Source organism: Afipia sp. 1NLS2, assembly GCF_000178995.1.
GTDB lineage: Bacteria > Pseudomonadota > Alphaproteobacteria > Rhizobiales > Xanthobacteraceae > Afipia.
Genome location: NZ_ADVZ01000001.1, coordinates 1,126,734 through 1,149,730, shown reverse-complemented (window position 1 = coordinate 1,149,730; position 22,997 = coordinate 1,126,734). Strand labels below are relative to the sequence as shown.

The 22,997-nt window shown below is 62.0% G+C and carries 23 protein-coding genes, 1 tRNA gene and 2 pseudogenes; 10 read left to right on the top strand and 16 right to left on the bottom strand.

Features of this window, described 5'->3' with window-relative positions; translation table 11 throughout:
• Positions 1-29: 29 nt before the first annotated feature.
• The 3 genes from AFIDRAFT_RS05640 to AFIDRAFT_RS05630 all read right to left on the bottom strand — a co-directional run bounded on the left by AFIDRAFT_RS05640 (position 30) and on the right by AFIDRAFT_RS05630 (position 1,400).
• Positions 30-299 carry a GlsB/YeaQ/YmgE family stress response membrane protein gene (locus AFIDRAFT_RS05640; RefSeq protein ID WP_009338278.1) on the bottom strand — a complete coding sequence of 90 codons (270 nt, stop codon included), beginning with the start codon at positions 297-299 and terminating at the stop codon, positions 30-32.
• A gap of 40 nt (positions 300-339) precedes the next feature.
• Positions 340-936 carry a YidB family protein gene (locus tag AFIDRAFT_RS05635; RefSeq protein WP_009338276.1) on the bottom strand — a complete coding sequence of 199 codons (597 nt, stop codon included), beginning with the start codon at positions 934-936 and terminating at the stop codon, positions 340-342.
• 161 nt (positions 937-1,097) lie between these two features.
• Entirely contained in the window at positions 1,098-1,400 is a 303-nt protein-coding gene (locus tag AFIDRAFT_RS05630; RefSeq protein ID WP_009338274.1) for a DUF6496 domain-containing protein, read from the bottom strand.
• 251 nt (positions 1,401-1,651) lie between these two features.
• Here AFIDRAFT_RS05630 and AFIDRAFT_RS05625 point away from each other — a divergent pair, with 251 nt between their 5' ends.
• Positions 1,652-4,024 carry an efflux RND transporter permease subunit gene (locus AFIDRAFT_RS05625; protein ID WP_009338273.1) on the top strand — a complete coding sequence of 791 codons (2,373 nt, stop codon included), beginning with the start codon at positions 1,652-1,654 and terminating at the stop codon, positions 4,022-4,024.
• Between the two features lie 89 nt (positions 4,025-4,113).
• Here AFIDRAFT_RS05625 and AFIDRAFT_RS05620 read toward each other — a convergent pair whose 3' ends face one another.
• Positions 4,114-4,617, bottom strand: coding sequence for a hypothetical protein (locus AFIDRAFT_RS05620; protein ID WP_009338272.1), 504 nt, complete (start codon positions 4,615-4,617; stop codon positions 4,114-4,116).
• Positions 4,618-4,858: 241 nt separating this feature from the next.
• A complete protein-coding gene (locus AFIDRAFT_RS05615) occupies positions 4,859-5,269 on the bottom strand; it encodes a VOC family protein (protein ID WP_009338271.1) in 411 nt (136 codons plus the stop codon).
• A 255-nt stretch (positions 5,270-5,524) separates the two neighbouring features.
• Here AFIDRAFT_RS05615 and AFIDRAFT_RS05610 point away from each other — a divergent pair, with 255 nt between their 5' ends.
• The 4 genes from AFIDRAFT_RS05610 to AFIDRAFT_RS05595 all read left to right on the top strand — a co-directional run bounded on the left by AFIDRAFT_RS05610 (position 5,525) and on the right by AFIDRAFT_RS05595 (position 10,790).
• Positions 5,525-7,486, top strand: coding sequence for a methyl-accepting chemotaxis protein (locus tag AFIDRAFT_RS05610; protein ID WP_009338269.1), 1,962 nt, complete (start codon positions 5,525-5,527; stop codon positions 7,484-7,486).
• Between the two features lie 298 nt (positions 7,487-7,784).
• Positions 7,785-8,801: an outer membrane protein gene (locus AFIDRAFT_RS05605; protein ID WP_009338267.1), complete on the top strand. Its 1,017-nt coding sequence runs from the start codon at positions 7,785-7,787 to the stop codon at positions 8,799-8,801.
• A 127-nt stretch (positions 8,802-8,928) separates the two neighbouring features.
• Positions 8,929-9,005 (top strand) — tRNA-Arg (locus AFIDRAFT_RS05600).
• Between the two features lie 159 nt (positions 9,006-9,164).
• A complete protein-coding gene (locus AFIDRAFT_RS05595; RefSeq protein ID WP_040298103.1) occupies positions 9,165-10,790 on the top strand; it encodes an FMN-binding glutamate synthase family protein in 1,626 nt (541 codons plus the stop codon).
• A gap of 4 nt (positions 10,791-10,794) precedes the next feature.
• On the opposite strand, the gene AFIDRAFT_RS05590 is transcribed toward AFIDRAFT_RS05595, so the two are convergent.
• Complete coding sequence (locus AFIDRAFT_RS05590) at positions 10,795-12,774, bottom strand: carbohydrate porin (protein ID WP_040298102.1); 1,980 nt, start codon at positions 12,772-12,774, stop codon at positions 10,795-10,797.
• A gap of 286 nt (positions 12,775-13,060) precedes the next feature.
• Positions 13,061-13,873: a creatininase family protein gene (locus AFIDRAFT_RS05585; protein WP_009338260.1), complete on the bottom strand. Its 813-nt coding sequence runs from the start codon at positions 13,871-13,873 to the stop codon at positions 13,061-13,063.
• Positions 13,874-13,986: 113 nt separating this feature from the next.
• Between AFIDRAFT_RS05585 and AFIDRAFT_RS05580 the strand changes: the two genes are divergently transcribed.
• The 5 genes from AFIDRAFT_RS05580 to AFIDRAFT_RS05560 are packed head-to-tail and all read left to right on the top strand — an operon-like array spanning position 13,987 to position 18,287.
• Positions 13,987-15,012: an ABC transporter substrate-binding protein gene (locus AFIDRAFT_RS05580; protein ID WP_009338258.1), complete on the top strand. Its 1,026-nt coding sequence runs from the start codon at positions 13,987-13,989 to the stop codon at positions 15,010-15,012.
• On the top strand, positions 15,009-15,776 hold the full coding sequence (locus AFIDRAFT_RS05575) for an ABC transporter ATP-binding protein (RefSeq protein ID WP_009338256.1): 768 nt from the start codon (positions 15,009-15,011) through the stop codon (positions 15,774-15,776). The genes AFIDRAFT_RS05580 and AFIDRAFT_RS05575 overlap by 4 nt, the downstream gene beginning before the upstream one ends.
• 29 nt (positions 15,777-15,805) lie before the next feature.
• Entirely contained in the window at positions 15,806-16,603 is a 798-nt protein-coding gene (locus tag AFIDRAFT_RS05570; protein WP_040298100.1) for an ABC transporter permease, read from the top strand.
• Positions 16,604-16,608: 5 nt separating this feature from the next.
• Complete coding sequence (locus tag AFIDRAFT_RS05565) at positions 16,609-17,589, top strand: 2-hydroxyacid dehydrogenase (protein WP_009338252.1); 981 nt, start codon at positions 16,609-16,611, stop codon at positions 17,587-17,589.
• A complete protein-coding gene (locus AFIDRAFT_RS05560; RefSeq protein ID WP_009338251.1) occupies positions 17,586-18,287 on the top strand; it encodes an AprI/Inh family metalloprotease inhibitor in 702 nt (233 codons plus the stop codon). The genes AFIDRAFT_RS05565 and AFIDRAFT_RS05560 overlap by 4 nt, the downstream gene beginning before the upstream one ends.
• Positions 18,288-18,300: 13 nt before the next feature.
• Here the strand turns inward: AFIDRAFT_RS05560 and AFIDRAFT_RS19335 are convergent.
• The 9 genes and pseudogenes from AFIDRAFT_RS19335 to AFIDRAFT_RS05525 form a co-directional block, all read right to left on the bottom strand.
• Positions 18,301-18,468 (bottom strand): annotated as a pseudogene (locus AFIDRAFT_RS19335) (JAB domain-containing protein); the annotation flags it as partial.
• 226 nt (positions 18,469-18,694) lie between these two features.
• Positions 18,695-18,928, bottom strand: a pseudogene (locus tag AFIDRAFT_RS05555) (helix-turn-helix transcriptional regulator).
• Positions 18,929-19,011: 83 nt separating this feature from the next.
• Complete coding sequence (gene arsH / locus AFIDRAFT_RS05550; RefSeq protein ID WP_009338248.1) at positions 19,012-19,734, bottom strand: arsenical resistance protein ArsH; 723 nt, start codon at positions 19,732-19,734, stop codon at positions 19,012-19,014.
• Positions 19,734-20,789: an ACR3 family arsenite efflux transporter gene (gene arsB, locus AFIDRAFT_RS05545; protein WP_009338247.1), complete on the bottom strand. Its 1,056-nt coding sequence runs from the start codon at positions 20,787-20,789 to the stop codon at positions 19,734-19,736. The genes arsH and arsB overlap by 1 nt, the downstream gene beginning before the upstream one ends.
• 9 nt (positions 20,790-20,798) lie before the next feature.
• On the bottom strand, positions 20,799-21,224 hold the full coding sequence (gene arsC, locus AFIDRAFT_RS05540; RefSeq protein ID WP_009338246.1) for an arsenate reductase (glutaredoxin): 426 nt from the start codon (positions 21,222-21,224) through the stop codon (positions 20,799-20,801).
• Positions 21,225-21,232: 8 nt separating this feature from the next.
• Positions 21,233-21,760 (bottom strand): arsenate reductase ArsC, encoded by a 528-nt coding sequence (locus AFIDRAFT_RS05535; protein ID WP_009338245.1) that lies wholly within the window; start codon positions 21,758-21,760, stop codon positions 21,233-21,235.
• A complete protein-coding gene (locus tag AFIDRAFT_RS05530) occupies positions 21,753-22,124 on the bottom strand; it encodes an ArsR/SmtB family transcription factor (protein ID WP_009338244.1) in 372 nt (123 codons plus the stop codon). The genes AFIDRAFT_RS05535 and AFIDRAFT_RS05530 overlap by 8 nt, the downstream gene beginning before the upstream one ends.
• A gap of 176 nt (positions 22,125-22,300) precedes the next feature.
• Positions 22,301-22,474, bottom strand: coding sequence for a hypothetical protein (locus AFIDRAFT_RS19725; protein WP_009338243.1), 174 nt, complete (start codon positions 22,472-22,474; stop codon positions 22,301-22,303).
• A 13-nt stretch (positions 22,475-22,487) separates the two neighbouring features.
• Positions 22,488-22,997 (bottom strand): NADH-quinone oxidoreductase subunit B family protein, encoded by a 510-nt coding sequence (locus tag AFIDRAFT_RS05525; protein WP_009338242.1) that lies wholly within the window; start codon positions 22,995-22,997, stop codon positions 22,488-22,490.

Sequence of the window (22,997 nt, the reverse complement as noted above, 5' to 3'; positions counted from 1 at the left end):
AGATCGTTGAGACGCCGGCGCGCATGATGTCAGCGATTGCCCGGATCGGAAATCACACCGCGGGCAACGAGCCTGTTCCAGATGAACAGCACCAGCAGCGCGCCGATCGTTGCGGTGATGAATCCCGCGCCTTGATGGGGACCGTAATGACCGATCGCCTGACCGATCCATGTTGCGACGAAGGCGCCGACAATGCCGAGCACGGTGGTCAGGATAAATCCTGACGGGTTGTTTGGGCCGGGAGACAAAAAGCGCGCTAGGATGCCGGCAACGAACCCGACCAGAATGATGTAGAGCATTGCGAATTCCTTTTGCAAAAGACGGGGAGACACAGCTGGCTTACAGCCAGCGCGACACTTCCTGTGCGTTCGGCAGCCGGCCATCGGGCGTGAGCTGATGGATGATGTTCGGGAGCTGCTGCGCCAGTCCTTCGAGCAGTTCATCGCGTGACAGACCGGTCTGGGTGGTCAGTGTGTTGATCTGGTCGGCGCCGAGTGCGCTCGCCAGATCGCCCGATGAAATCTGTTTGTTGGCGCCGGGCCCGACCCAGGAATTGGCGGCGTCGCCATGGCCCGCATCCTGGAATTGTTTGAGCAGGTCATTGAGGCCGCCGCTCAGCACGCTGCCGGCCGCGCCACCGGCCAAGAGGCCGCCGAGTACGCCACCGAGATTGCCCTGCAGGAGTCCCCCGAGGCCGCCGCTCAGGCCCCCGGTCGCCATGCCCCCACTTGGAGCAGTCGTGCTTCCGGGCAAGGTTGAGTTGCCGCCCGTGGGCGCGGTCGCCGTGCCGGTCGAGCCGGTGACATGCTTGACGGCTTTGTAGGCAAGCAGGGCCAGGACTGCCATGGTTATTGGCGACATGCCGCCGGAGGCGGTGGGGTCTTTCGGGCCGCGCGGCCCATTCTGCATCCCGTTGAGAACATCAAGCAAACCCATGACAACCTCCTTCGGTACCTAGTTCCATTCAGGATAGGTGCGACTAAAACACCCGACAAGGGAATGGCTGGCTACAATTTGCACAATGCCGCCACGACAGTGTGACGCCTTCAAGACGTCGATACCATCGACTGGAGGAGGGGGCAGGAGCGAGACTTCGCTCAGCGCCGGCGCTTGCGGGCTGCCTTGCGCTTTTGCACCGGACGCTTGGAAGTCTTGCGTGCCGTCTTTCTAGTGGCCTTCTTCGCGGTTTTCCGGGTGCTCTTTTTGGCCGCTTTACGGCCGGTCTTTTTCTTGGGGACTTTCTTGCCTGCTTTGCGTGCCTCGGAGAGCCCGATGGCGATCGCCTGTTTGCGGCTCTTCACCTTCTTTCCGCTGCGGCCGCTCTTGAGCGTGCCGGCCTTGCGCTTCTTCATCGCGCGTTCAACCTTGCGGGCTGCGCCCTTGGAGTATTTTCTCGCCATGTCATGCTCCTGTTGGTTGAAATAAAATCCGCAGGCTCCCGCCTGGTTCCCAATTTCCAGATTTCGCCGTCAAGTCGAGGTATCTTTGGTCCCAAGGATAGAGGTCGAGAGGGGATGTCCGCTGGCGAGAGTGGAACCGCTCTGGTATCAACGTGCGGCGCACCGCGAAGATCGAAGTGTTTCGCAGTTGCGTCGTCAGCCGTTGATCGATCGCGTCCGAATTCCGTTCTCAATCGTCACCCGGATCACCTATGACCGTTCCTCCGCCAAACACCTCTTCCGTTCCGGCCGACCCTCGCCGTAACTTTTCGATTGCCTTCGGCCTCGAGCGGATCGGCCTGATCGCAGTCAAGGCGCCGGTCCTGTCGCTGGTGATCCTGGTTGCCTTGTGCGTCGGGGCATTCTTCGGCCTTCAGCGCATCAAGATCGACGATTCGCTCAGCCAGTTGTTTCGCTCGGACACCCCCGAATACAAGCAATATGAGGAGGTGACGAAGCGCTTCCCCTCCAGCGAATACGACGTGCTGGTGGTGGTCGAAGGCAAGTCGCTACTCGCGCGCAACTCGTTGGAGAAGTTGCGCGACCTCGTCACCGACCTGCAGCTTGTAGATGGCACCCGCGGCATCATCTCGCTGTTTTCCGCGCGTCAGCCGCCCGAGAACGGCAATCTGCCGGCGGCGCTTTTCCCTGAGACGCTGCCGCAGGGGCAGGCGTATCAGGACTTCATTGCCAAGGTCAGAAGCAACGAGGTCATTCGCGGCAAGCTGTTGTCCGAAGATGGCACGCTGGCGCTTGTGGTGCTGGCGCTCGATCCGCAGGTCGTCAGCAGCAAGGGTCTTGGCAAGACCGTTGGCGACATCCGCAAGCTGATGAGCGAAGATCTTGCCGGGACCGGACTGACAAGCCAGTTGTCCGGCGTGCCGGTCATGCAGCTCGAAATCCGCAATGCCGTCGAGCGGGATGGCCTCACCTACAACATCGCGGGAATTCTGGCGGGCTGCCTGATCGCTATCGTGTTCTTCCGGCGAATATCATTCATGGTCGCGGCGGCGTTTCCCCCGCTGCTGGCGATCCTGTTGGCGCTCGGTACGCTCGGCTGGCTCGGCTTCAGCCTCAATATGTTCCTGAACGTGATGACGCCGCTCATCATGGTGATCAGTTTCGCCGACTCGATGCAGCTCACCTTCGCCGCGCGCGACCGCCTGATCGCGGGCGAGGACAAGCGCACGGCGTTCCGCAATGCCGTGCTGGTCGTCGGCCCGGCCTGCGTGCTGACGCATGGCACTGCGGCGCTGTCCTTCATCGCGCTGCAATTTTCCGATTCGGACCTGATCCGGAAATTCGGAGAAGCCGGGCTGTTGGCGACGATCATCGCGCTTGTTGCGGTGCTGTCGCTGGTGCCCGTATTCGGCGTGCTGCTGGTGCGCAAGGAGAATGTGTTCGCCACCAAGATCAAGGGCGCCGACGCCGGCGTCGAGGCACTACGCTCGTTCTGCCGCTGGATTGCCGTGCGCATGGTCGGACGGCCCGGCTTTTTCAGCCTGATCGCGCTGCTGGTGGTGGTCGGCCTTGGCACGATCTACGCCCATTTGCAGCCGCGGTATCGTCTCGCCGATCAGGTGCCGGACAAAAAGCAGGCGGTCGAGGCATCGAGCCGGCTCGACGCCAAGCTGACCGGCGCCAATCCAATCGATGTGCTGATCGAATTCCCCAAAGGCGAAAGCCTGTATTCGCCGCAGACCTTGCAGGTGATCGCTGACGTTCACAGCATTGTCGAGAAGCAGGCCGGTGTCGGCAATGTGTGGTCGCTGGAAACGCTGCGCCGCTGGCTTGCCGAGAAGGCGGGCCGCTCCGATGTCGCCACGCTCAAGGAATATGTCGACATGCTGCCGAAGCATCTGGTCGGCCGTTTCATCTCCCCCGATCATGATGCCGTGGTAGTTTCGGGCCGTGTGCCGGATCTCGATTCCAGCCAGATCCTGCCGACCGTCAACAAGCTCGATGCCGCGATGGCTGCGGTGCGGCAAGCTCATCCGGGTTACCAGATAGCTGTCACCGGACTGTCGGCGATTGCGGCGCGTAACAGCGCCAGCATGATCGACAAGCTCAACCATGGTCTGACGATCGAGTTCGGCCTGGTAGCAGCCTTCATCGGCCTTGCGTTCCGTTCGCTCACCGTGATGTTCGTGAGCATCCTGCCCGGCATTTTCCCGGTGGTGCTGTCCGGCACGGTGCTGTGGCTGATGGGGGAGGGGCTGCAATTCGCCAGCGTGGTGGCGCTGACCGTCTCGTTCGGGTTGGGCCTTTCCGCGACGATCCACTTCCTCAATCGTCTGCGGCTGGAGGAGCAGCCCGGCGTGGATGAAGGGCTTGCGGTGGAGCGCGCCACGGTGCTGGTCGGGCCGGCGCTGATCCTGACCACGGTGGTGCTGGCCTGCGGACTGGTGGTGACGGTGTTTTCGGATCTGCCGTCGCTGCGGCTGTTCGGCTGGCTCAGCGCCTTCTCGATGATTGCCGCGCTGGTCGCGGACCTGTTCATCCTGCGCCCGACGGCGATGTTCCTCATCAGTCTGTCGAACCGGTTGCGCGGCGAGCGTCGCACCGATCCGAAACCCGCCGAGTGAGGCAGGTTCGGTTTGAGGCAGGTTTTCAAAACGAAAAATCTCCGGGCCCGAAAGCCCGGAGATGTTTTTTGACTGTCAGTTCGGAAGGCTTATTTGGTCAGCGAGATATTAACCGCGCGCAGTTCGCCCTTCGAGGCGATGGCGATCGACTGCTTGTTGCCGCGCGTTGAGATGTTGAAGGTCGCGGCATATCCGTTGGTCTGCACTAGAGCGGTCACCTGTCCGCCGGATACGCGTCCTTCGACGCTGCCGTTCACCCCGCGGCTCGTTTCCGTCCATGAGCCGCTTAACTGGCCGCCACTGGAGCGCACTTCGCTTGCGAGGTCGAAGCGGTAGCTGTCGCTCGCGCAACGCAGATTGATGTTCACGACATTATTGCCGCTGCTGGTCGTATATTGTCCGCGGCAGCGGATCCGCTCGTTGCTGGTGCCGTTGTTGGAAGCAATGGTGATCGTGCCGTTGCCGGACCAGTGGCCGGCATAATCGGCGAACGCACCGCCATCGGCGTAGCTGGCCGAACATGGCAACAGCATCGCGGCGCCAAGTACGACGGCGGCGACAGTGCCCGGCAAAGTTCTTGAAAAACGAATCATGTGGCGAGTTCCTGCAGTGAACGTGTTTGCTGTTGTTCCGCGAACCGATATGGCTAGTTTCAGGCCGCAACGTGAGTTGGGCCGCAGCACATGGATGACTGGCCCGGAGGATATAGGAACCGGCTCGGGAGCGCCAAGGGGTAAGGGTCGCAGGCTCCCGGTTCGCCTCCATGCTCATAAGTCGGCAGAACCGGGAAAAGGTTCAAAGGATTTTACATGGCCCGGACGTCCGGGAGAAAAACTATCCGTCGTATGATGAGATTTCGATCAGGCTGCCGTCGGGGTCGCGGCAATAGACCGAAGTGAGGGTGCCGAGCGCGCCCTGTTTTTTCACTGGGCCTTCCTCGATGGCGACGCCGCAGGCCCGCAGATGGGCGATGACAGCCTCCGGCCCGGCGGAGGTGAGGAAGCACAGGTCATCGCTGCCCGCAGCTTCGTGATCGGCGGTGAACCATTCTACCTTGTCGGTTGTGACTGGCCGCAGGTTGATCTTCTGCCGCCCGAACCGCATGGAAATGCGCGGGGCCTTGCCGTGTCCGGGGTCGAAGACGACACGGGCCATGCCGAGCACGCGCTCATACCATTCGGCGGATGCGACGGCATCCGTGACATTGACAACGAGATGATCGAGCGCATCGACGGTGATTGTCATGTGATCTCCATAATTGACGGCTGCCCGGGGGATGACGAATTTTGCGGCAACCTTGAATCGGTTGGCAACAGTGCGGCGGCGCTCGCCTCACGACATATTCCGGAAATCAGCGATCACGAAGCTTACATGTCGTGCAAATTCTGAAAAATGGAATCGGCTCGCGAATTGAATTCGTCCAAGGCTGACGGCGTTAATTCGTTATTGAGTCCCCTTCTCTACTGTGTCGCCGGGCATTGTATCGGATGGTTGGGGGCAATGGTGAAATTCAAGTCCATTTCGGTTCGCATCATGGTGGCGATTTCTCTCGTCGCCGCAGCTTCATGTGTGGTTTTGGGTGGCTTCGGCCTGTGGCGCCAGCAGGCGACGGTCGACACGGCGCTGGAGCGCGAATCGCGCGCCGATTACGCCAACCTGACGGCGGCTCTCGATGCGGACACGCGCACGACGCTTGCCGTGGCAAATTCTCTCGCCGTCATTCCCGAACTCAAGGCGCTGGTGAGTGCCGGCGACCGTAACGGTACGATCGCACTGACGCAGAAGGTGCTGGATAAGATCAAGCCGTTGGGTCTTGAGCTGATCACGATCCAGACGCCGCCCTCGATCTCCTTCATGCGCGCTCATGCCCCGAAGGTGTTCGGAGACGATGTGGGGCCTCGCCGCAAAATGGTGGTCGAGGCGATGGCCGACAAGAAAGCCATTGGCGGCGTCGAGGTGGGTCGCGAAATCCTGAACGTGTTCGGTTCGTCGCCAATGATCGATGGCGACAAGGTGATCGGCAATGTCGATATCGGCGAACCCTTTGGCGACGCCTTTGTGAAGAACATGAAAGCGCGGTTCGGCGTCGATGTCGCGATCCATCAAATGAACGGCGACAAGATGAAGACGCTTGCGACCACGCTCACGGATTCCGCGACGAGCGTGGACGACGTCAAGCGCGCGTTGAGCGGCGAAGTCTTCACGCGCCAAGGCGAGCAGGCGGGCCGTCCTGTCGGCACCGCCTTCGGCCCGATCAAGAGCTATTCCGGCAAGCCTGTTGCGGTGTTTGAAATTGTGCGCGATGCCTCGGCTTATGCCGCGCTGAAGCACAGCTCGGCGATGTGGCTCGGGCTGATGACACTCGCCGCGGTGCTTCTCGCCGGTCTGGTCTCGGTATGGATCGGGCGCGGGCTTGCCCAGCCGATCCGCGCGCTTGAAGGGGCGATGCGCGCGATCACCGCGGGCGATCATGAGCTTGTGGTGCCGGGCGCCCAGCGGGCCGACGAAATCGGCTCCATGGCGGCTGCGGTCGAGGTCTTCAAGGACAGCCTCGCGGAAACCGGACGTCTGCGCGCCGCGCAGGAAGAGCAGCGCGCCGCGTCCGAAGCGGAACGGCGCCAGACGCTGCACGCACTGGCGACCCGGTTCGAGGAAGGCGTCGGCCAGATCGTTTCCTCGGTCAGTTCGTCGGCGGTCGATCTGCGCGGGACGGCGGAATCGATGGCCAGCACCGCCGAGGAAGCGACCAGCCAGACCGACCTCGTGGCGCGCGTCTCCGAAGATGTGTCGCGCAGTTCGCAGGCGGTTGCGGCGGCGATCGAGGAGATGAACGCCTCGATCAATGAAATCGCCCAGCAGGTCAACGAATCGACCAAGGTGACGGGCGATGCGGTGGCGCAGGCCAATGAGACCCATGCCGGCGTTCGCGATCTGGCGCAGGCCGCGCAGCGGATCGGCGACGTGGTGAAGCTGATCAGCGAGATCGCGGCGCAGACCAACCTGCTGGCGCTCAACGCCACCATCGAGGCGGCGCGCGCGGGCGATGCGGGCCGTGGCTTCGCGGTTGTCGCGTCCGAGGTCAAGGAGCTTGCGACCCAGACGTCGAAGGCGACCGACGAGATTGCGGCGCAGGTGGCGGCGATCCAGTCTGCCACGCGCACCTCGGTCGATGCGATCGACGAGATCACACAGACGATCGGCCGGGTGAACGAGATCGCCAGCGCGATCGCGTCGGCGGTCGAGGAGCAGGGCGCGGCAACGCGCGAGATCGCCAACAACGTCTCCCAGGCGGCGGAAGGTACCAGCGAGGTGTCGAGCAACATCGCAGGCGTGCGCGATGCCGCGCGCGAGACCGGCGTTACCGCCGGGCGCGTGGTCGATGCGGCGTCGGCATTGTCCGAAAACGGCGAGACGCTGAAGCAGCAGGTCCAGGCCTTCCTCAACGAAGTCCGCGCGGCCTGATCACCAACTTTGCCAATCCTTGCTGGCGGCGCTTATGCCGCCGCCAGCGTCTTCCGTCTCCGGGAAGCAGGCTGAGCGTCAGAGATATTTCATAGGCCGGCTCAAACGCTTCTCGTCCCCGCGTTGGCGCGATGTCTTCTCCAGTGCGCATGCAGGCGCATGTCGCCCAAAATCCACACTGCGTTTGAAATCTGCAGTTTGCACCTGAAACGCTCGCTGCTGAGAACGTGATGCCTTTGCGCGTTTCCGGCCCAGTTCCATAGTGCCAGCGGTAACGGGGATCAAAAGGGGCAATCAAATGACAGCGCGCAAGTGTTTCATCGTGGCTGCAGGCTTGATGACGGCGAGTGCCGCACATGCCGAGCAGATTCCATCCAATGCAGAGCTATTTCGCATGCTCAAAGCGCAGCAGCAGACCATTTCCGAGCTGCGCGCCGAATTGAGGCAGGCGAAACAGGAGCGGCACGCCGAAACTTTGAGAAGGGCCCGCGAGGCGGCACCGGCAGCCAAGCCATCGGGACACGCCGTCGCCGTGGCGGCAACTCCGCCGGCTCAGGCCTATGCGATGTACACCAAGGGAGCTTCAGTTTTGCCGGCATCCAGCCGCGGCGCCTATGTTGGCGTTTTCGGTGGTGGGGGCAGTCGCAGCGGTACCAGCGTCAGTCAGTCCGGCACCGCCTTTTTCACCGAGGCCCAGGGAGGGCCCCTGGCTGTCGATGCCAGGGGGCGGATCAATAGCGGTGGCGTCGGGTTCGGTGGCGCGCATGTCGGTTATGAATGGTCGTATGGCAAATATTTGCAGCCGGCTCTGGAGCTCGAAGGGTTCTATCTGGCAGGCAACCAGCAACGTGCGACACTGGCGAATTCCACAGCCCGGCTTGACGAGCACACCTTCAGCGACACTTTCCCGGCCCGCACCACGGTGCTTCTGGCGAATATGGTTGTCGGCTTCCGCACGCCCTATCAGGGCTTCACACCCTATATCGGCGGCGGCATCGGAGCAGCCAATGTCTCCATCAAGGGCGCCACGTCGACTCAGACCGATCCGGCGGAGCCAGGCATCAACCACTTCAATGCAAACCCCGATGCCTCAGCCTGGACTTTTGCGGCACAGGCAAAGGTTGGTGCGCGTATGCCCCTCGGCGACAGCGGGGCTTACCTGTTCGGCGAGTATCGCTATTTGTATGTCGGCGCGGTGAATCAGGTTTTTGGCTCGACCGTGTATCCCACACATGTTGCGACGAGTCCGTGGACGGCCAGCTTCGACGGGACGTCTCACCATCTGGCAGCGGCTGGCGTCGGCTTCAGCTTCTAGCGGAGTAGTGTCAGCGTTTAGATCATTGCGATGGTCCAGCGAGCGCAGGGCGGGATTCCTCGCCCTGCGCCGGCAGAGGTGTCCCCCGTAGCCTCCCTGCCTCTCCTCTGCTATCAACGGCCTCGCCGGTCCCGTAGCTCAGCCGGATAGAGCGACGGTTTCCTAAACCGTAGGTCGGAAGTTCGAGTCTTCCCGGGATCGCCATGAACCCTGATATGGCCCTCCAGGTGGTTATCAGGCCCATTTGCTGGTTCGGGCGCCATTTCGCCGGGGTCAATCGCTCTTTGCCGTGACGCCGTGATCCATGAGAGGGTAAAAGCTCTCAGGTCATCTCGCATGCCTGTGATTCTCTCCGAGGCCTACATGCGGACGCTGCTGCTACCTTTCGCCCCACGCTTCATCCTCCTCACCATTTGCACGCTCGCCACGCTGGTCCTGCTTGGCGCGGGCCTAGCGAACGGAGAGTTGCCCGCCGCCCTGTGGGTGGCGGTCGCGATATTCGCCGGCTTCACCTGTATCGGCATCAACGATTTGATGCAGCGGAGCCATTCGGTGCTGCGCAACTATCCGATCACGGCGCATTTCCGTTTTCTGCTCGAAAAAATCCGCCCTGAGATGCGGCAGTATTTCTTCGAGAGCGAAAAAGATGGCAGGCCGTTCAGCCGCGACACGCGCGCGATCGTTTATCAACGCGCGAAGATGGCACTCGACAAGCGGCCCTTCGGCACTCAGCTGGATGTCTATTCCGATGGCTTTGAATGGATGCACCATTCGATCACGCCGAAGGCGCCGGCGGAATCGGACTTTCGCATCGTTATCGGCGGAACAGAATGCGCCAAACCGTATTCAGCTTCGATCTTCAACATTTCGGCGATGAGCTTCGGTGCGTTGAGTGCAAACGCCATTCGCGCGCTCAATGCCGGTGCGCGTCAGGGCGGCTTTGCGCATGACACCGGCGAGGGTGGTGTCAGTCCGTATCATCGTGAGAATGGCGGCGATATCATCTGGGAGATCGGCTCGGGTTATTTCGGCTGTCGCACCCGCGACGGGCAATTCGATCCGGAAGCGTTTGCGCGCGTTGCGTCCGACGACCAGATCAAGATGGTCGAGCTCAAGATCAGCCAGGGCGCGAAGCCCGGTCATGGCGGTGTGCTGCCGGCCGCGAAAGTATCAGAGGAGATTTCTCTGATCCGCGGCGTGGCGATGGGCGAGGATTGCATTTCGCCCGCCTATCATCGCGCCTTCTCCACCCCCGTGGGGTTGATGCAATTCATCGGCGAGATGCGCAGGTTCTCCGGCGGCAAGCCCGCGGGCTTCAAGCTGTGCATCGGCCATCGATGGGAATTTCTCGCGATTTGCAAGGCGATGCTGCAGACCGGTATCTATCCTGATTTCATCGTGGTCGATGGCAAGGAAGGCGGCACCGGCGCTGCGCCAATCGAGTTCGCCGATCATATCGGCATGCCGATGCGCGACGGTGTCAATTTCGTCCATAACGCACTGATCGGTATAAATGCCCGCGAGCGAATCCACATCGGCGCATCGGGCAAGATCGCGACCGCCTTCGACATGGCGCGGGCAATGGCGCTCGGTGCGGACTGGTGCAACTCCGCGCGCGGTTTCATGTTCGCGCTGGGGTGCATTCAGTCGCTGAGCTGTCATACTGACCGCTGTCCGACCGGTGTTGCCACACAGGATCCACAGCGTAGCCGCGCGCTGGTGGTCGAGGACAAGAGGGTGCGGGTTGCGAATTATCACGGCGCCATGGTGCGCGCGCTCGCCGAACTGATCGCGGCCGCAGGGCTCGAGCATCCCAGCGAGATCAGGCCGATCCATTTCTCGCAGCGCATTTCCGGCAACGAGGTGGTGTCGTTCGCGCAGCTTTACCCGCAGCTTCAGCCGGGCGAGTTGCTGTCCGGCACCGAGAACGCGTGGTTCGGTGAAGCGTGGGAGCTTGCGCAGGCCGAGACGTTCGCACCGAAGGTGTGAGATTTTAGAACTCGCCGTGCAGCCGCGCGGAGAAGATCGACACCGGCCCACGGTCGGCGTTGTAGGCGGGGTTGACGACAAACTGATAATCGGCGGTTGCCGTCAGCTTTGGCGTGATGGCGTAGGCGTAATAGGCCTCCATCAGCCGCTCCTGGCTGTAATTCAGCCGGCCGTCGCCAATGAGAACGCCCATACCGCCCGCCGCGATAAAATCGCGATGGTCGCGCGACAGAGCGTTGATCGCGCCGCCAAGCCCGATGGTGTCGTTGGGGCGGCCCCATGACTTGCCCTTGATCGACAACCCACCCGAGAGGCTCGCATCGATGTCGGTGAAGGCCATGATCTCAGTCTTGCCGTCGTTCCAGCTCCAGCGGCCGAACAGGCCGACGGTGTCGCTTAACGCCTGTTCGAGGTTGACGACATAGCCGTATTTGATGCGGCCTTCACGCGTGGCGGCGATATCGAGATTAAGCGCGGGATTGTCGAGCGTCGCGCGGTAGCTGCCCGAGAAGGCGCTGTTGATCCATCCGATCGTGCGCAGTTTACCCGGTTGGCCGAACAACATGTAGCGCTGCTCGAATTCCGCGACGTATTCGCCCCGGCGGAAAAGATGCATGTCGAAATTATTGGAATTGGATTCGGCATCCATCAGGAAATAGCCGAAACGCAGCGCCCAGTTTTTCTGGTTCAACTCGGCAGTCGCGCCGTAGCTCAGGCCGACCTTGTCGGCGGAGTAGTCGAACGCGCCTGGTGCCCAGATCGACCAGTTCATGAAATCCTTGCGCGGATCTTTGGCATAGGCGTTGCCGTCAAAGATATCGAGCACGGCGAACTTGCCGACCTGCACCGTCAGGCGGGAGACGTTGGCCTTGCCACCAAGCTGGTTCGGGCCGCTTTCAAGAGTCTCCTGTTCGCCGCCGAAGCCGAAGGTCTGGCGAAGATACATGCGCGATGGGTTGAAGCGCGGATAGGGAAAGTTCGATTTTTGCGCTTCGCCGCTGGAGAATCCGCCCAGCCCGACCGTGTCGCTGAGGCCGAAGCCCTGCACCAGTTCGGGATTGAAATACAGCTCGCCGCCGTCCCAGAGCCGCGCGTTGATATAGAGGCTGTTGCTCCATGTCGCCTTGGCTTGTCCATTTGGGGCAAGGCTGTTCAGGCCGGAATAGGGCGCATGGAAGGCAGGATAGGCTTGCGCCAGATAGGTCGATTGCCCGGAGATTTCCAGATTTGACGGCAAGCCGTCACCGAAGTTGCTGTCGTTCCCGGTGAAGTCGATCTTCCGGTTGAGCCCAAGACGGATGGTCTGGACATCGAACGTGCTTGCACTTTGCAGGCCGGAGCCGAGTTGCACATGGTCGCGGCCGTAATCGCTGTACAGATATTCGACTCGCGCACTCCATTTCGGGCCGATCGCGTATTCGGCGCCGACGCCCGCGATCCATCCTGTGCGCAGCGACAGCTTCTTGTCGTCGAAAGCAGGCGATGTGTATTCGAAGCGTTCGCCCGCGAACGCAAGACCGCCGGTGACGTAAAGCAACCAGCGCGGCGCGGCGTAACCAAGCCGCGCGCGCAGCGAACCGGCATAATCCAGCCGTTCGGTAAGAGTGCCATTCATCGTCGGTGTCACGGCGACGCCGCCGCTGGACTCGATGTAGTTCGGAAAGCTCAGGTCGGCTTCGACGCCGAGCAGGACGCGTGACGGCAGCACCACATTGTAACCGGCCTGCACGCCTGCGGTGGCGGTGCCGAAATGGTTGCGTGTGTTGAAGCTGGCGCCATCGAACACGCTCGCGTGCGAGGAGCCAAAGCCATATGCAAAATGGGCGCCGACATAGGCGCCGCTCCAGTCGAAGACCGGCGCAGCTTTGACCGGGAAGTCGGCGGCGAAGGCGATGGCGCACGGCGAGGCTGCTGCCATCGTCGCTGCAAGCGCGCAGGTGGCAGGCGTGCCGATCGATAAACGGGGCCGACGAATCGCGATCATTGGCCACAGGTGCCATGCCGCCAACCGCCGCGCCACAGGCCGTTGCGTTGTGTGCACTGTCGTCAGGCCGTCACGGACCTGCTGCAAAAAATGGTTGCTCCCCATGACCGCTAAGAACAATAATTGCAAATGATTGTCAATAGCATTGAGAGTGATTTGCAACTGGAAGCAACGGAACGGCTGTCCAGACTTGATGGAAGCTGGTCGAAGTGAGGGCATGCGCTTTCATTGCCGCGATCCGGGATGATCGCAGGCTGAAGCCGAATTTTGCGGAGCAGAAATTTCGTCAGGTCGCGGGACGGTTCGCGAGCCGCGCCATGTCAAAGCCATGGACGTCGGCGAGCAGTTCGCATAACGCCTTGGCGCCGTGCTCGATCAATTGCCGGCCCTTGTCGGCGCTGGCCAGTGTGGCATCGCCCGCAACGCCGCTCGGGTGCAGGTCCTGCGCCGCCCATGCGAAGGGCGCGGGACGGTGCGGCGACAGCCAGCGGAATTCACGCGCCATCGCAACGCTTGCGGGCTCGAAGTTGGCAATCTTGTCCTTGCGCACCAGATCAGGCTGCGCCGCCAGCATGATCGAGGTCTCGACCGCGCCGCCATGAATGCCGTGAGCGATTTCCTCATGCGGGAAAAGCCCTTCCGGCGTACCGAAACGGTGCCAGTTGGTCGTGACCGCCAGCATCCCGAGGCGGGCACGCAATTCCTGCGCGACAATCGCCATCGGCGCGCTGTTGCCACCATGGCTCGTCACCATGACAAGCTTCTTCACGCCGCTGCGCGCGACACTTTCCCCGAGCGACATCCAGTGGCGGATGGCGACATGATAGGGCAGCGTCACCGTACCGGGGTAGTCGATATGCTCGATTGAAAAGCCGATGCTCTGGACCGGCAAAAATGAGGCCGGAACGTGTCCGGGAAGCAGCGCCTGCACGCGCGCAAGATAAGCCTCCGCGATGAAGGTATCGGTGCCGACCGGCAGATGCGGGCCGTGCTGTTCGGTGGCGGCCAGCGGCAGCACCGCGATCCATTCGCTCGCGGCTGCGGGATCGGTCTCCGGCCAATGGATGGTCGTCCAGTCGCGGGGTGGTGTGGCGCTCATGAATGAAGATATCTTTGGATGCGGTGGAGCTGATCGATTAGAAGGCGATGGGCTCTTTCAGACCAGAGCCCTCGGCTTCTATCATGAGCCAGAACGACCAGCGGAGTCCAATCATGCAGCCTGCCCTTTCGTTACGAGCGTTAACGGCGGCCGGGCTACTGATGTCGATGCTGATACCCTTGCAGGCACAAACCCCGCAAAAGCTCGACAAGGTTGCCTTCGGCACCAACTGGCTGGCGGAGGGCGAGCAGGGCGGCTTCTTCCAGGCGCTTGCGGACGGCACCTACAAGGCATACGGCTTGGATGTGACGATCGTGCCGGGCGGACCCAACGTCAATAACCGCATCCTGTTGCTGTCGAAGAAGCTCGATTTCGATATCGCCGCCAACAATCTGCAGTCGCTCGATGCGGTCGCGAACAAGGTGCCGGTGGTTGCGGTCGCGGCGATGTTCCAGAAAGACCCGCAGGTTTTCATTGCGCACCCGCAGTCGAGAGTCAAAACGCTTGACGATCTCAAGCCGCTGACGCTGTTCGTCTCGAAGGAGGGGATGCCGACCTATTTTCAGTGGCTGAAAAGCGAGCACGGCTTCAGCGAAGATCGCGTCAAACCCTACACCTCCAACGCGCAGCCGTTTCTGGCGAACCGCAACAGCGCGATGCAGGGTTATGTGACGTCCGAGCCCTTTGCCATCGAGCAGAAAGCCAAGTTCAAGCCGACCGTGATCCTGCTCGCCGATTACGGCTTCAACGCCTATTCGACCTTCATCGAGACCAGAACCGATCTGGTCGAGAACAAGCCCGATCTGGTGCAGCGTTTCGTCGATGCCTCGATCATCGGCTGGTACCACTATCTCTACGGCGACAACACAGCCGGCAATGCGCTCATCAAGAAGATGAACCCGGACATGACCGATGCGATTCTGGATTACTCGGTCGCCAAGATGAAGGAATACGGCATCGTCGATTCCGGCGACACGCTCAAGAACGGGATCGGCGCGATGAGCGATGCGCGCATGGAGGATTTCTTCTCGACCATGGTGCATGCCGGTGTCGTGAAGCGGGAGGTCGATTTCCGCAAGGCCTATACGTTGCGCTTCGTCAACAAAGGCGTCGGCCTCGACCTGCGTCTCGCGAAATGACGGCCATCAGTTGCAAGGGCGTCACGCGGCGCTATGCCAACGGCACGGAGGCGCTCGGCCCGGTCGATCTGAAAATCCGCGAAGGCGAGTTCGTCTCGCTGCTCGGCCCTTCGGGTTGCGGCAAGTCGACCTTGCTGCGGATCATCGCAGGGCTCGATGCTCCGAGCACGGGGAGCGTCGCTGTCGATGCACGCGCGCGATCGTCGCGCGGGATCGGTTTTGTGTTTCAGGAGCCGACACTGATGCCGTGGGCGAGCGTGCGCGACAATGTCCGCCTGCCGCTCCGGCTGACGGGAGATGACAGCCCGGCAGGCCATGCGCGGATCGACGATTGTCTCGCCCGCGTCGGCCTCACCGAATTCGCCGAAGCCTATCCGCGCCAATTGTCCGGCGGCATGAAGATGCGGGCGTCACTTGCCCGCGCGCTGGTGACGGACCCCGATATCCTGCTCCTGGACGAGCCGTTCGCGGCGCTCGATGAAATCACCCGCTTTCGCCTCAACAACGACCTGCTGGCGCTGTGGCGCGACCTGCGCAAGACGGTGGTGTTCGTCACCCATTCGGTGTTCGAATCCGTCTTTCTGTCGCAGCGCGTGATTGTCATGACCGCACGGCCCGGCCGGATTTTCGCGGAACACCGGATCGATGCACCCGAGCCGCGCGGCGAGAGCTTCCGCACCTCGGCATCCTATGCCGGCTTCTGCCGCGAGGTTTCCGCCATGCTGGGGCAGGCGAGCGTGCAGGACAGCGGACGGGTTGCCTGATGGGCAAGGATCAAGAGCAAACCAGAGCGATGCCCTCCCAAGATCGCCCGTTGCCGCAGGCGCTGCGCGTGCTGCTGCCCGTGATCGTCTTTGCCGTGCTCATGGGGCTTTGGGAGGCGACGGTCCGCCTGCGCGAGATCCCGCCTTACATCCTGCCCGCCCCGAGCCTGATCGTGCAGACGCTGGTGAAGGACTGGGGCATCCTGTTTGCCTCGCTGCTGACCACGCTGCGCGCAACTCTGGAGGGGTTTCTCGCCGCGGTCATCGGCGGCGTCGGCCTTGCGTTGCTGTTCAACCGCGCAAGGTGGGTGGAGGATGCATTCCTGCCCTATGCGGTGATCCTGCAAGTTACGCCGGTTATCGCTATCGCGCCGCTGTTGCTGGTCTATCTGCCGCAGCATCTGGCCGTGGTCGCCTGCGCCTGGATCGTGGCATTCTTTCCCGTGCTGTCGAACACGCTGCTCGGGCTCAAATCTGTCGACCGGAATCTGGCTGGATTGTTCGCATTGTACGATGCCTCGCCGGCGCAGAAGCTGTGGCAGCTTCGTTTGCCCTCGGCGCTGCCCTACATCATGGGCGGCTTGCGGATCGCGGGCGGCCTGTCGCTGATCGGTGCAGTGGTCGCGGAAATTGCGGCGGGCTCCGCCGGCTCCGGCTCGGGCCTTGCCTTCCGGATCGCGGAGGCGGGCTATCGCCTCGACATTCCGCGGATGTTTGCGGCACTGGCGCTCTTGTCGGCTGCCGGGATTGTGATTTATGCCGGGCTCTCGGCGGTGTCGCGCCTCGTGCTACGACACTGGCATGAGAGTGCGGTGGAAGGAGATTGACGACGATGGCGAACGAGACGGCGAAGCCCGACATCCTGATTTATGGTCCGAAGAAGCCTCTGATCGAGCGGGGTCTCGCCGAGCGCTTCAATGTGCACATCTTCCACCACCCGGATGACCTCGCCAAACTCTCGCCCGAGCAGGCCCAAAACATTCGCGGCATGGCGATCACCAATCTGGTCAGGGCCGACCGCGCGATGCTGGCGCGTTTCCCGAAGCTCGAAATGATTGCCTCCTTCGGCGTCGGCTACGATCACGTCGATTTCCGCTATGCGGCGGAGCACAACATCGTTGTCACCCATACGCCGGACGTGCTGACCGATGAGGTCGCCGACACGGCGATCGGGCTGTTGATCGCAACGCTGCGCGAATTCATCACCGCCGACCGTTATGTGCGCGAAGGCCGCTGGGCCAAGCAGAGTTATCGTCTCAGCCCCGGATCGCTGCGCGACCGCACCGTCGGCATTGTCGGCATGGGCCGGATCGGTCAGGCGATTGCAAAACGTCTGGACGCTTTCGGCGTGCCGATCGTCTACCACTCGCGCAATCCGGCGGCGGGTGTCTCCCACAAGCACTATCCGAACCTGATCGAGATGGCGAAGGCGGTCGATACCCTGATCGCCATCACGCCGGGCGGCGCTTCGACATTGAAGATGATCAATGCCGAAGTGCTGAAGGCGCTGGGGCCGCGCGGTGTGTTCATCAATGTCGCGCGCGGCTCGGTGGTGGACGAGGAGGCGCTGATCGCGGCCCTTCAGGATGGAACGATCATGGCCGCCGGGCTTGATGTCTTCGCACATGAGCCAAATGTGCCGGAGGCATTCTGGTCGATGGACAATGTGGTGTTGCTGCCCCATATCGCGTCGGCCTCGGTGGCGACGCGAGACGCGATGGATCAGCTTGTGGTCGATAATCTGCTGAACTGGTTCTCCGGCAAGCCGGCGTTGACGCCGGTGCCCGAGACGCCTTTCGGGAAGCGTGCATGATCTGCCGTGCCGCCGTTCTGGCTGTCTGTGTCGCCGCAGGCTTTTGGCCTGCGACGGCGGCGTTCGCGCAAGAGGATGGCGCGGCCCAGACCAAGGCCATGTTAGGCCAGTGGGAACTGGCCACGGCGGGGCGCGACCGGACCTGCGTGGTGACGCTGAAGAACGACACCGTGCCGCTCGGCATGAAACTCGATCTGGAGAAGGGATGTGCGGAAGCCCTGCCGTTCACCGGCGCGATTGCGTCATGGACGGTGAAGGGCCTCGACATCGTCCGTTTTCAGGATGCGAAGGGTGCCTCCGTGCTGGATGTCACCGAAGTCGAGAACGGCATTCTCGAGGGCGTGCGCAGCGGCGAGGGCGTCTACATTCTTCAAGGCCTGGCGGCGGCGCGTGCGCTGTCGAAATCGACCGACCAGATGATCGGCGACTGGGCGATGGTGCGCGGCAACGGCAATCCGATCTGCGGCCTGACGCTCACCAACAACGAGGCGGGCAATCCCGAGAACTTCCAGGTCTTCCTTAAGCCGAAATGCGATCCGCTGGTGAGTCGCTTCGGACCGGTGATGTGGCGGCTTGAGCGCGGCGAGATGCTGCTGATCTCATCAAGCGGCGAAGTCTGGCGGTTCGGTGCCGACGATCATGCGCAATGGCGGCGGATTCCCGACAGCGCCGATCCGTTCATCATGGTGCGCCAGTAAGCCTGCGCGCGACTTACATCAGCTTCATGCCCTTGAGGCTCGAATGGCCGTTCTTGCCGACAATGATGTGGTCGTGCACGGAAATGCCGAGCGGGGCCGCGATGGCGACGATGGATTTCGTCATCTGGATGTCGGCCTGTGATGGCGTCGGATCGCCCGAGGGGTGATTGTGGATCAATATACTCGAAGATCAGTTTCTGTTATTTTTCAACACATTGCCGACACGCTTAAATCAACAGGGGTCGTTAATTGGTATATGTGGTGCGTGACTGGTCGTGATGAACAATTCCTGATCATGTAGGATCTTAGATGATACTCCAACGTCATGCCGGATCACGGATTCCGCATCATGAGTCTCGCCATATCGCATCGCCTGGGACTTAAATAGCCAGCCATGACGATTCGGATCAACCGGCCGAAGCATATTCCTCCAGCGACAAAGATCGGGAGGGTCTGCAAACCACGAGATTGAATTTGTCCCAGCGATCGAGTTCGCTGACGGGATAGAGGATCGCCTTGCCTATCTTGATGAAGGACGGTCCGATCCGCATGGCTCTCCAATTTCGGAGCGTGCCTTCGCTGACCTGACTGCGCTAGCGGGTAATGACTTCTTCGAGCGTTAGATAGGTGGGTGACGGCACGAGGTCTCCTGACAAGCGATTGTGCAGCAGCCCGTTGCACAATTGGATGCGCCTTTGGGAACTCCTTCAAATAGCCTACTGCGTTAGATCACAGTCAGCTTAACGCGCGCGGCAAGCTTCCCTACGGCCTTCTTGCGCTCGCTGTAGCGGCTGGTGAGGTAGGCGGAAGGACCGTGCGTCAGCAGGGTGAACTTCACCAGCTCCTCCACAACATCGACGACGCGATCGTAATATGGGGATGGCTTCATCCGCCCGTCCTCATCGAACTGCTCGTAAGCTTTGGCGACCGAGGACTGGTTCGGGATCGTGATCATGCGCATCCAGCGCCCGAGGACACGCATTTGGTTGACGGCGTTGAAGGACTGCGATCCGCCGCTCACTTGCATCACCGCGAGCGTCTTGCCTTGGGTGGGCCTGACCGCCCCGAGGGATAGCGGTATCCAGTCGATCTGTGCCTTCATGATGCCCGTCATGGCGCCGTGGCGTTCCGGGCTGCACCAGACCTGTCCCTCCGACCAAGCCGACAGTTCGCGCAACTCTTGGACCTTGGGATGAGCGGCCGGCGCATCATCCGGAAGCGGTAGGCCGCTGGGGTTGAATATGCGAGCCTCGGCGCCGAACGCTTCCAGAAGGCGCGCGGCTTCCTGGGCCTGGAACCGGCTGAACGATCGCTCGCGCAGCGAACCGTACAGTAGCAGGATGCGCGGCGGGTGCATCGGCGGCTCTGGGATCAGCGCAGCCGTCGTCGGACGTTCGAACGCATCGGCATCGATATTCGGCAAATCCGACAGATCAGAAGCCTGCATCAACGCGCTTCTTTGATGACGCGCGGCGTTGCTTGACCGCGCTCGTACCATCCCTTCGAACGGTTCACGATCCAGACGACGGTCAGCATGACCGGCACTTCGATCAGCACGCCGACGACGGTCGCCAGGGCAGCGCCGGACTGGAAACCGAACAGGCTGATGGCGGCGGCGACCGCCAACTCGAAGAAGTTGGAGGCGCCGATCAGGGCGGAAGGGCCGGCGACGCAGTGCTGCTCGCCGGAAATCCGGTTCAGCAGATAGGCGAGACCGGCATTGAAATAGACCTGGATCAGGATGGGCACGGCGAGCAGTGCGATGACGAGTGGCTGTGCCAGAATTTGCTCGCCCTGGAAACCGAACAGCAGCACCAGCGTCGCCAACAGGGCGATGAGCGAGACCGGCTGCAGTCGGTCTAGAAAGGCCCTCAGCCTCGGCTCTCCACCGCTTGCGAGGAGGTGCCGGCGCAGGAGCTGTGCTGCGACTACGGGCACGATGATATAGAGACCGACCGACAGAACGAGCGTGTCCCAAGGCACGATGATGGCCGACAATCCCAGCAGCAGGCCAACGATCGGCGCGAAAGCGAACACCATGATGGAGTCGTTGAGCGCGACCTGGCTCAGCGTGAAATGAGGCTCACCCTTCGTGAGGTTCGACCAGACGAACACCATGGCCGTGCAGGGTGCGGCAGCGAGGATAATGAGACCCGCGATGTAGCTGTCGATCTGGGCGGCCGGCAGATATGGTCGGAACAGGTATCCGACGAATAGCCAGCCCAGCGCCGCCATCGAGAAGGGTTTGACCGTCCAGTTGACGAAGAGCGTGACGCCAATGCCGCGCCAGTGCTCCCTCACTTGGCCGAGGGCAGCAAAATCGATCTTGATCAGCATCGGCACGATCATCAGCCAGATCAAAGCAGCGACTGGCAGATTGACCTTGGCGATCTCGGCAGCGCCGATCGCATGAAAAACGCCCGACATGAAATGGCCGAGCGCGACGCCGGCAACGATGCAGAGTGCGACCCAGAGGGTGAGATAGCGTTCAAAGGTGGACATGGGGCTGCCTTAAGCTGTCGCCACGCGGCGGCCGTGCTCGTCCACCACGCGCTCGCCGTCTTCCTTGACGAACTCGCCCCGCTGCGGCGGCAGCAGACCGAGCACCTCCTCCGAAGGACGGCAGAGCCGGACGGCCGTGGGCGTCACGACGATTGGCCGATTCATCAGGACCGGGTGTGCCTGCATGGCATCGAGTAACTGTTTGTCCGTGAGGTTCGGATCGTCTAGGCGAAGCTCCGCATAGGGCGTGCCCTTCTCGCGCAGTAGCGCGCGAACGGAGATGCCCATGCGCGCGATGAGCTGCTTGAGCATCGTCCGCGAGGGCGGTGTCTTCAGATACTCGATGACGTGAGGTTCGATGCCGGCATTGCGGATCATCGCCAGCGTGTTGCGGGAGGTCCCGCAGTCGGGGTTGTGATAGATGACGACGTCCATGGTGTGCCTTACGCTGCGCTCGGACGCGGCGACGTCGCGCCCTCGCTCTGGCCGATCTCCCGCAGCTTCGTGCCGAGTGCGATCTTGTCGAGGCTCATCAGCGGCAACGCCGCGAACACGCCGATGCGGGCCTTGAGATAACGGAATGCCGTAACGAAGGCGGCTTCCTTTTGGACGTCGGAGCCCTCGACTGCGGCCGGGTCCTCAATGCCCCAATGCGCCGTCATCGGCTGGCCCGGCCAAACGGGACAGGTCTCGCCGGCGGCGTTGTCGCAGACGGTGAACACGAAATCCATGACCGGTGCATCAGGCCGGGCGAACTCCTCCCAGCTCTTGGAGCGGAATCCGTCGGTCGGATAGTCGAAGCTGTCGAGCACCTTCAGCGCGAAAGGATTGACCCGACCCTTCGGATCGCTTCCAGCCGAGAAGGCTCGGAAGTGACCGGCGCCATCCTTGCGCAGGATGCTCTCTGCCAGAATGGAACGGGCGGAATTACCGGTGCAGAGGAACAGCACATTATAGATGCGGTCAGCCATGGGCGACCTCCTTGGACGACGGCTTTTGCGGTGGACAGCAGGACGAGAGGTCGGCGATCAGCGGCGCGCAGAGTTCCGGTCGACCGCCGCAGCAATCCTTGACAAGGAAGCCGGCGAGCCCGCGCACGGCCTCGATCTGGGCGCGATAGACGATGGAGCGGCTCTGCCGCGCAGCCTCGATCAGCCCGGCGCGCGTCAGGATGGCGAGATGCGTTGACATGGTGTTGTGGGGCACGCCCATGAAGCGCGCGATCTCGCCGGCCGGCAGGCCGTCGGGCTCGTGTTTCACGAGCAGGCGGAACACCTCGAGCCGGGTGGGCTGGGAGAGCGCCGAGAAGGCGAGGATGGCTTGGTTTGCGTCCATATGTCGATACTGCCCGACATATGGACGTGATGCAAGACTCAGCGGCGGTCCTGTAACCCCATAGCCTGAGAATCGGGGGCAAGCGGCGAGCTCACCCTACAGCGCAACGGGGGCGAGGCCGCACAGGAGTTCGACTGCCTGCAGTGCTGATTCCAGCGTCAGGGGAACGACTCCCCTCAGGCGCGCCCCGGCATAGTCAAGCGCAATGCGCCGTCGCGCTCTTCAATAAGCCCGTCCGCAGTCATGCGGTCGAGCAAATCCGCGAGCCGCGCGATCATGCCGTCCCGCCAACTCGAACCGCGCAGCGTCGCCAGATATCCGCCGTAGGCGTGGGCGACCAAGTCGATCACGGCTTCTCGCCGGTTACGGGCCGATCAGGGCCAGAAGTCCCTCCAGCAACTGGGTTGGCGATGGTGGACATCCGACGATGCGAAGGTTGACGGGAAGCACCGCATTGGCGCCGCGCTCGCACGCATAGCTATCGGCGTATAGTCCACCGCAAGCGGCGCAGTCACCAACAGCGACGACCCATTTCGGCGCCGGCATGGCGTCGTAGGTCCGTAGAAGCGGCTCGCGCATGTTCTTCGTCACCGGGCCGGTCACGAGCAGCACATCGGCATGGCGCGGCGAGGCGACAAACCGCAAGCCGAAGCGTTCGAGATCGTAATAAGGATTACTCAAGGCGTTGAGCTCAAGTTCGCAGGCGTTGCACGAACCCGCATCGACGAGCCGCAGAGACAGGCTGCGGCCAAGCCGGCGGCGAGCCTTGACGTCCAATTCGGCGGCCATGCGAACGATGTTCGGATCGGTCGGAACTGCCAACTTCTCGGTGAAGGGGCGGCGGGTGAGACTCTCGAACAGTGTCTTGCGCAT

Bases quoted from the DNA above. Each gene is read 5' to 3' on its own strand.
- arsB (WP_009338247.1), bottom strand. From the start codon at position 20,789: ATGTCCACCTTTGAACGCTATCTCACCCTCTGGGTCGCACTCTGCATC.
- AFIDRAFT_RS05525 (WP_009338242.1), bottom strand. From the start codon at position 22,997: ATGCGCAAGACACTGTTCGAGAGTCTCACCCGCCGCCCCTTCACCGAG.
- AFIDRAFT_RS05530 (WP_009338244.1), bottom strand. From the start codon at position 22,124: ATGGACGCAAACCAAGCCATCCTCGCCTTCTCGGCGCTCTCCCAGCCC.
- AFIDRAFT_RS05635 (WP_009338276.1), bottom strand. From the start codon at position 936: ATGGGTTTGCTTGATGTTCTCAACGGGATGCAGAATGGGCCGCGCGGC.
- AFIDRAFT_RS05610 (WP_009338269.1), top strand. From the start codon at position 5,525: ATGGTGAAATTCAAGTCCATTTCGGTTCGCATCATGGTGGCGATTTCT.
- arsH (WP_009338248.1), bottom strand. From the start codon at position 19,734: ATGCAGGCTTCTGATCTGTCGGATTTGCCGAATATCGATGCCGATGCG.
- AFIDRAFT_RS05565 (WP_009338252.1), top strand. From the start codon at position 16,609: ATGGCGAACGAGACGGCGAAGCCCGACATCCTGATTTATGGTCCGAAG.
- AFIDRAFT_RS05590 (WP_040298102.1), bottom strand. From the start codon at position 12,774: ATGATCGCGATTCGTCGGCCCCGTTTATCGATCGGCACGCCTGCCACC.
- AFIDRAFT_RS05620 (WP_009338272.1), bottom strand. From the start codon at position 4,617: ATGATTCGTTTTTCAAGAACTTTGCCGGGCACTGTCGCCGCCGTCGTA.
- AFIDRAFT_RS05535 (WP_009338245.1), bottom strand. From the start codon at position 21,760: ATGGCTGACCGCATCTATAATGTGCTGTTCCTCTGCACCGGTAATTCC.
- AFIDRAFT_RS05615 (WP_009338271.1), bottom strand. From the start codon at position 5,269: ATGACAATCACCGTCGATGCGCTCGATCATCTCGTTGTCAATGTCACG.
- AFIDRAFT_RS05640 (WP_009338278.1), bottom strand. From the start codon at position 299: ATGCTCTACATCATTCTGGTCGGGTTCGTTGCCGGCATCCTAGCGCGC.
- AFIDRAFT_RS05570 (WP_040298100.1), top strand. From the start codon at position 15,806: ATGCCCTCCCAAGATCGCCCGTTGCCGCAGGCGCTGCGCGTGCTGCTG.
- AFIDRAFT_RS05560 (WP_009338251.1), top strand. From the start codon at position 17,586: ATGATCTGCCGTGCCGCCGTTCTGGCTGTCTGTGTCGCCGCAGGCTTT.
- arsC (WP_009338246.1), bottom strand. From the start codon at position 21,224: ATGGACGTCGTCATCTATCACAACCCCGACTGCGGGACCTCCCGCAAC.
- AFIDRAFT_RS05625 (WP_009338273.1), top strand. From the start codon at position 1,652: ATGACCGTTCCTCCGCCAAACACCTCTTCCGTTCCGGCCGACCCTCGC.
- AFIDRAFT_RS05580 (WP_009338258.1), top strand. From the start codon at position 13,987: ATGCAGCCTGCCCTTTCGTTACGAGCGTTAACGGCGGCCGGGCTACTG.
- AFIDRAFT_RS05585 (WP_009338260.1), bottom strand. From the start codon at position 13,873: ATGAGCGCCACACCACCCCGCGACTGGACGACCATCCATTGGCCGGAG.
- AFIDRAFT_RS05595 (WP_040298103.1), top strand. From the start codon at position 9,165: ATGCGGACGCTGCTGCTACCTTTCGCCCCACGCTTCATCCTCCTCACC.
- AFIDRAFT_RS05630 (WP_009338274.1), bottom strand. From the start codon at position 1,400: ATGGCGAGAAAATACTCCAAGGGCGCAGCCCGCAAGGTTGAACGCGCG.
- AFIDRAFT_RS05605 (WP_009338267.1), top strand. From the start codon at position 7,785: ATGACAGCGCGCAAGTGTTTCATCGTGGCTGCAGGCTTGATGACGGCG.
- AFIDRAFT_RS05575 (WP_009338256.1), top strand. From the start codon at position 15,009: ATGACGGCCATCAGTTGCAAGGGCGTCACGCGGCGCTATGCCAACGGC.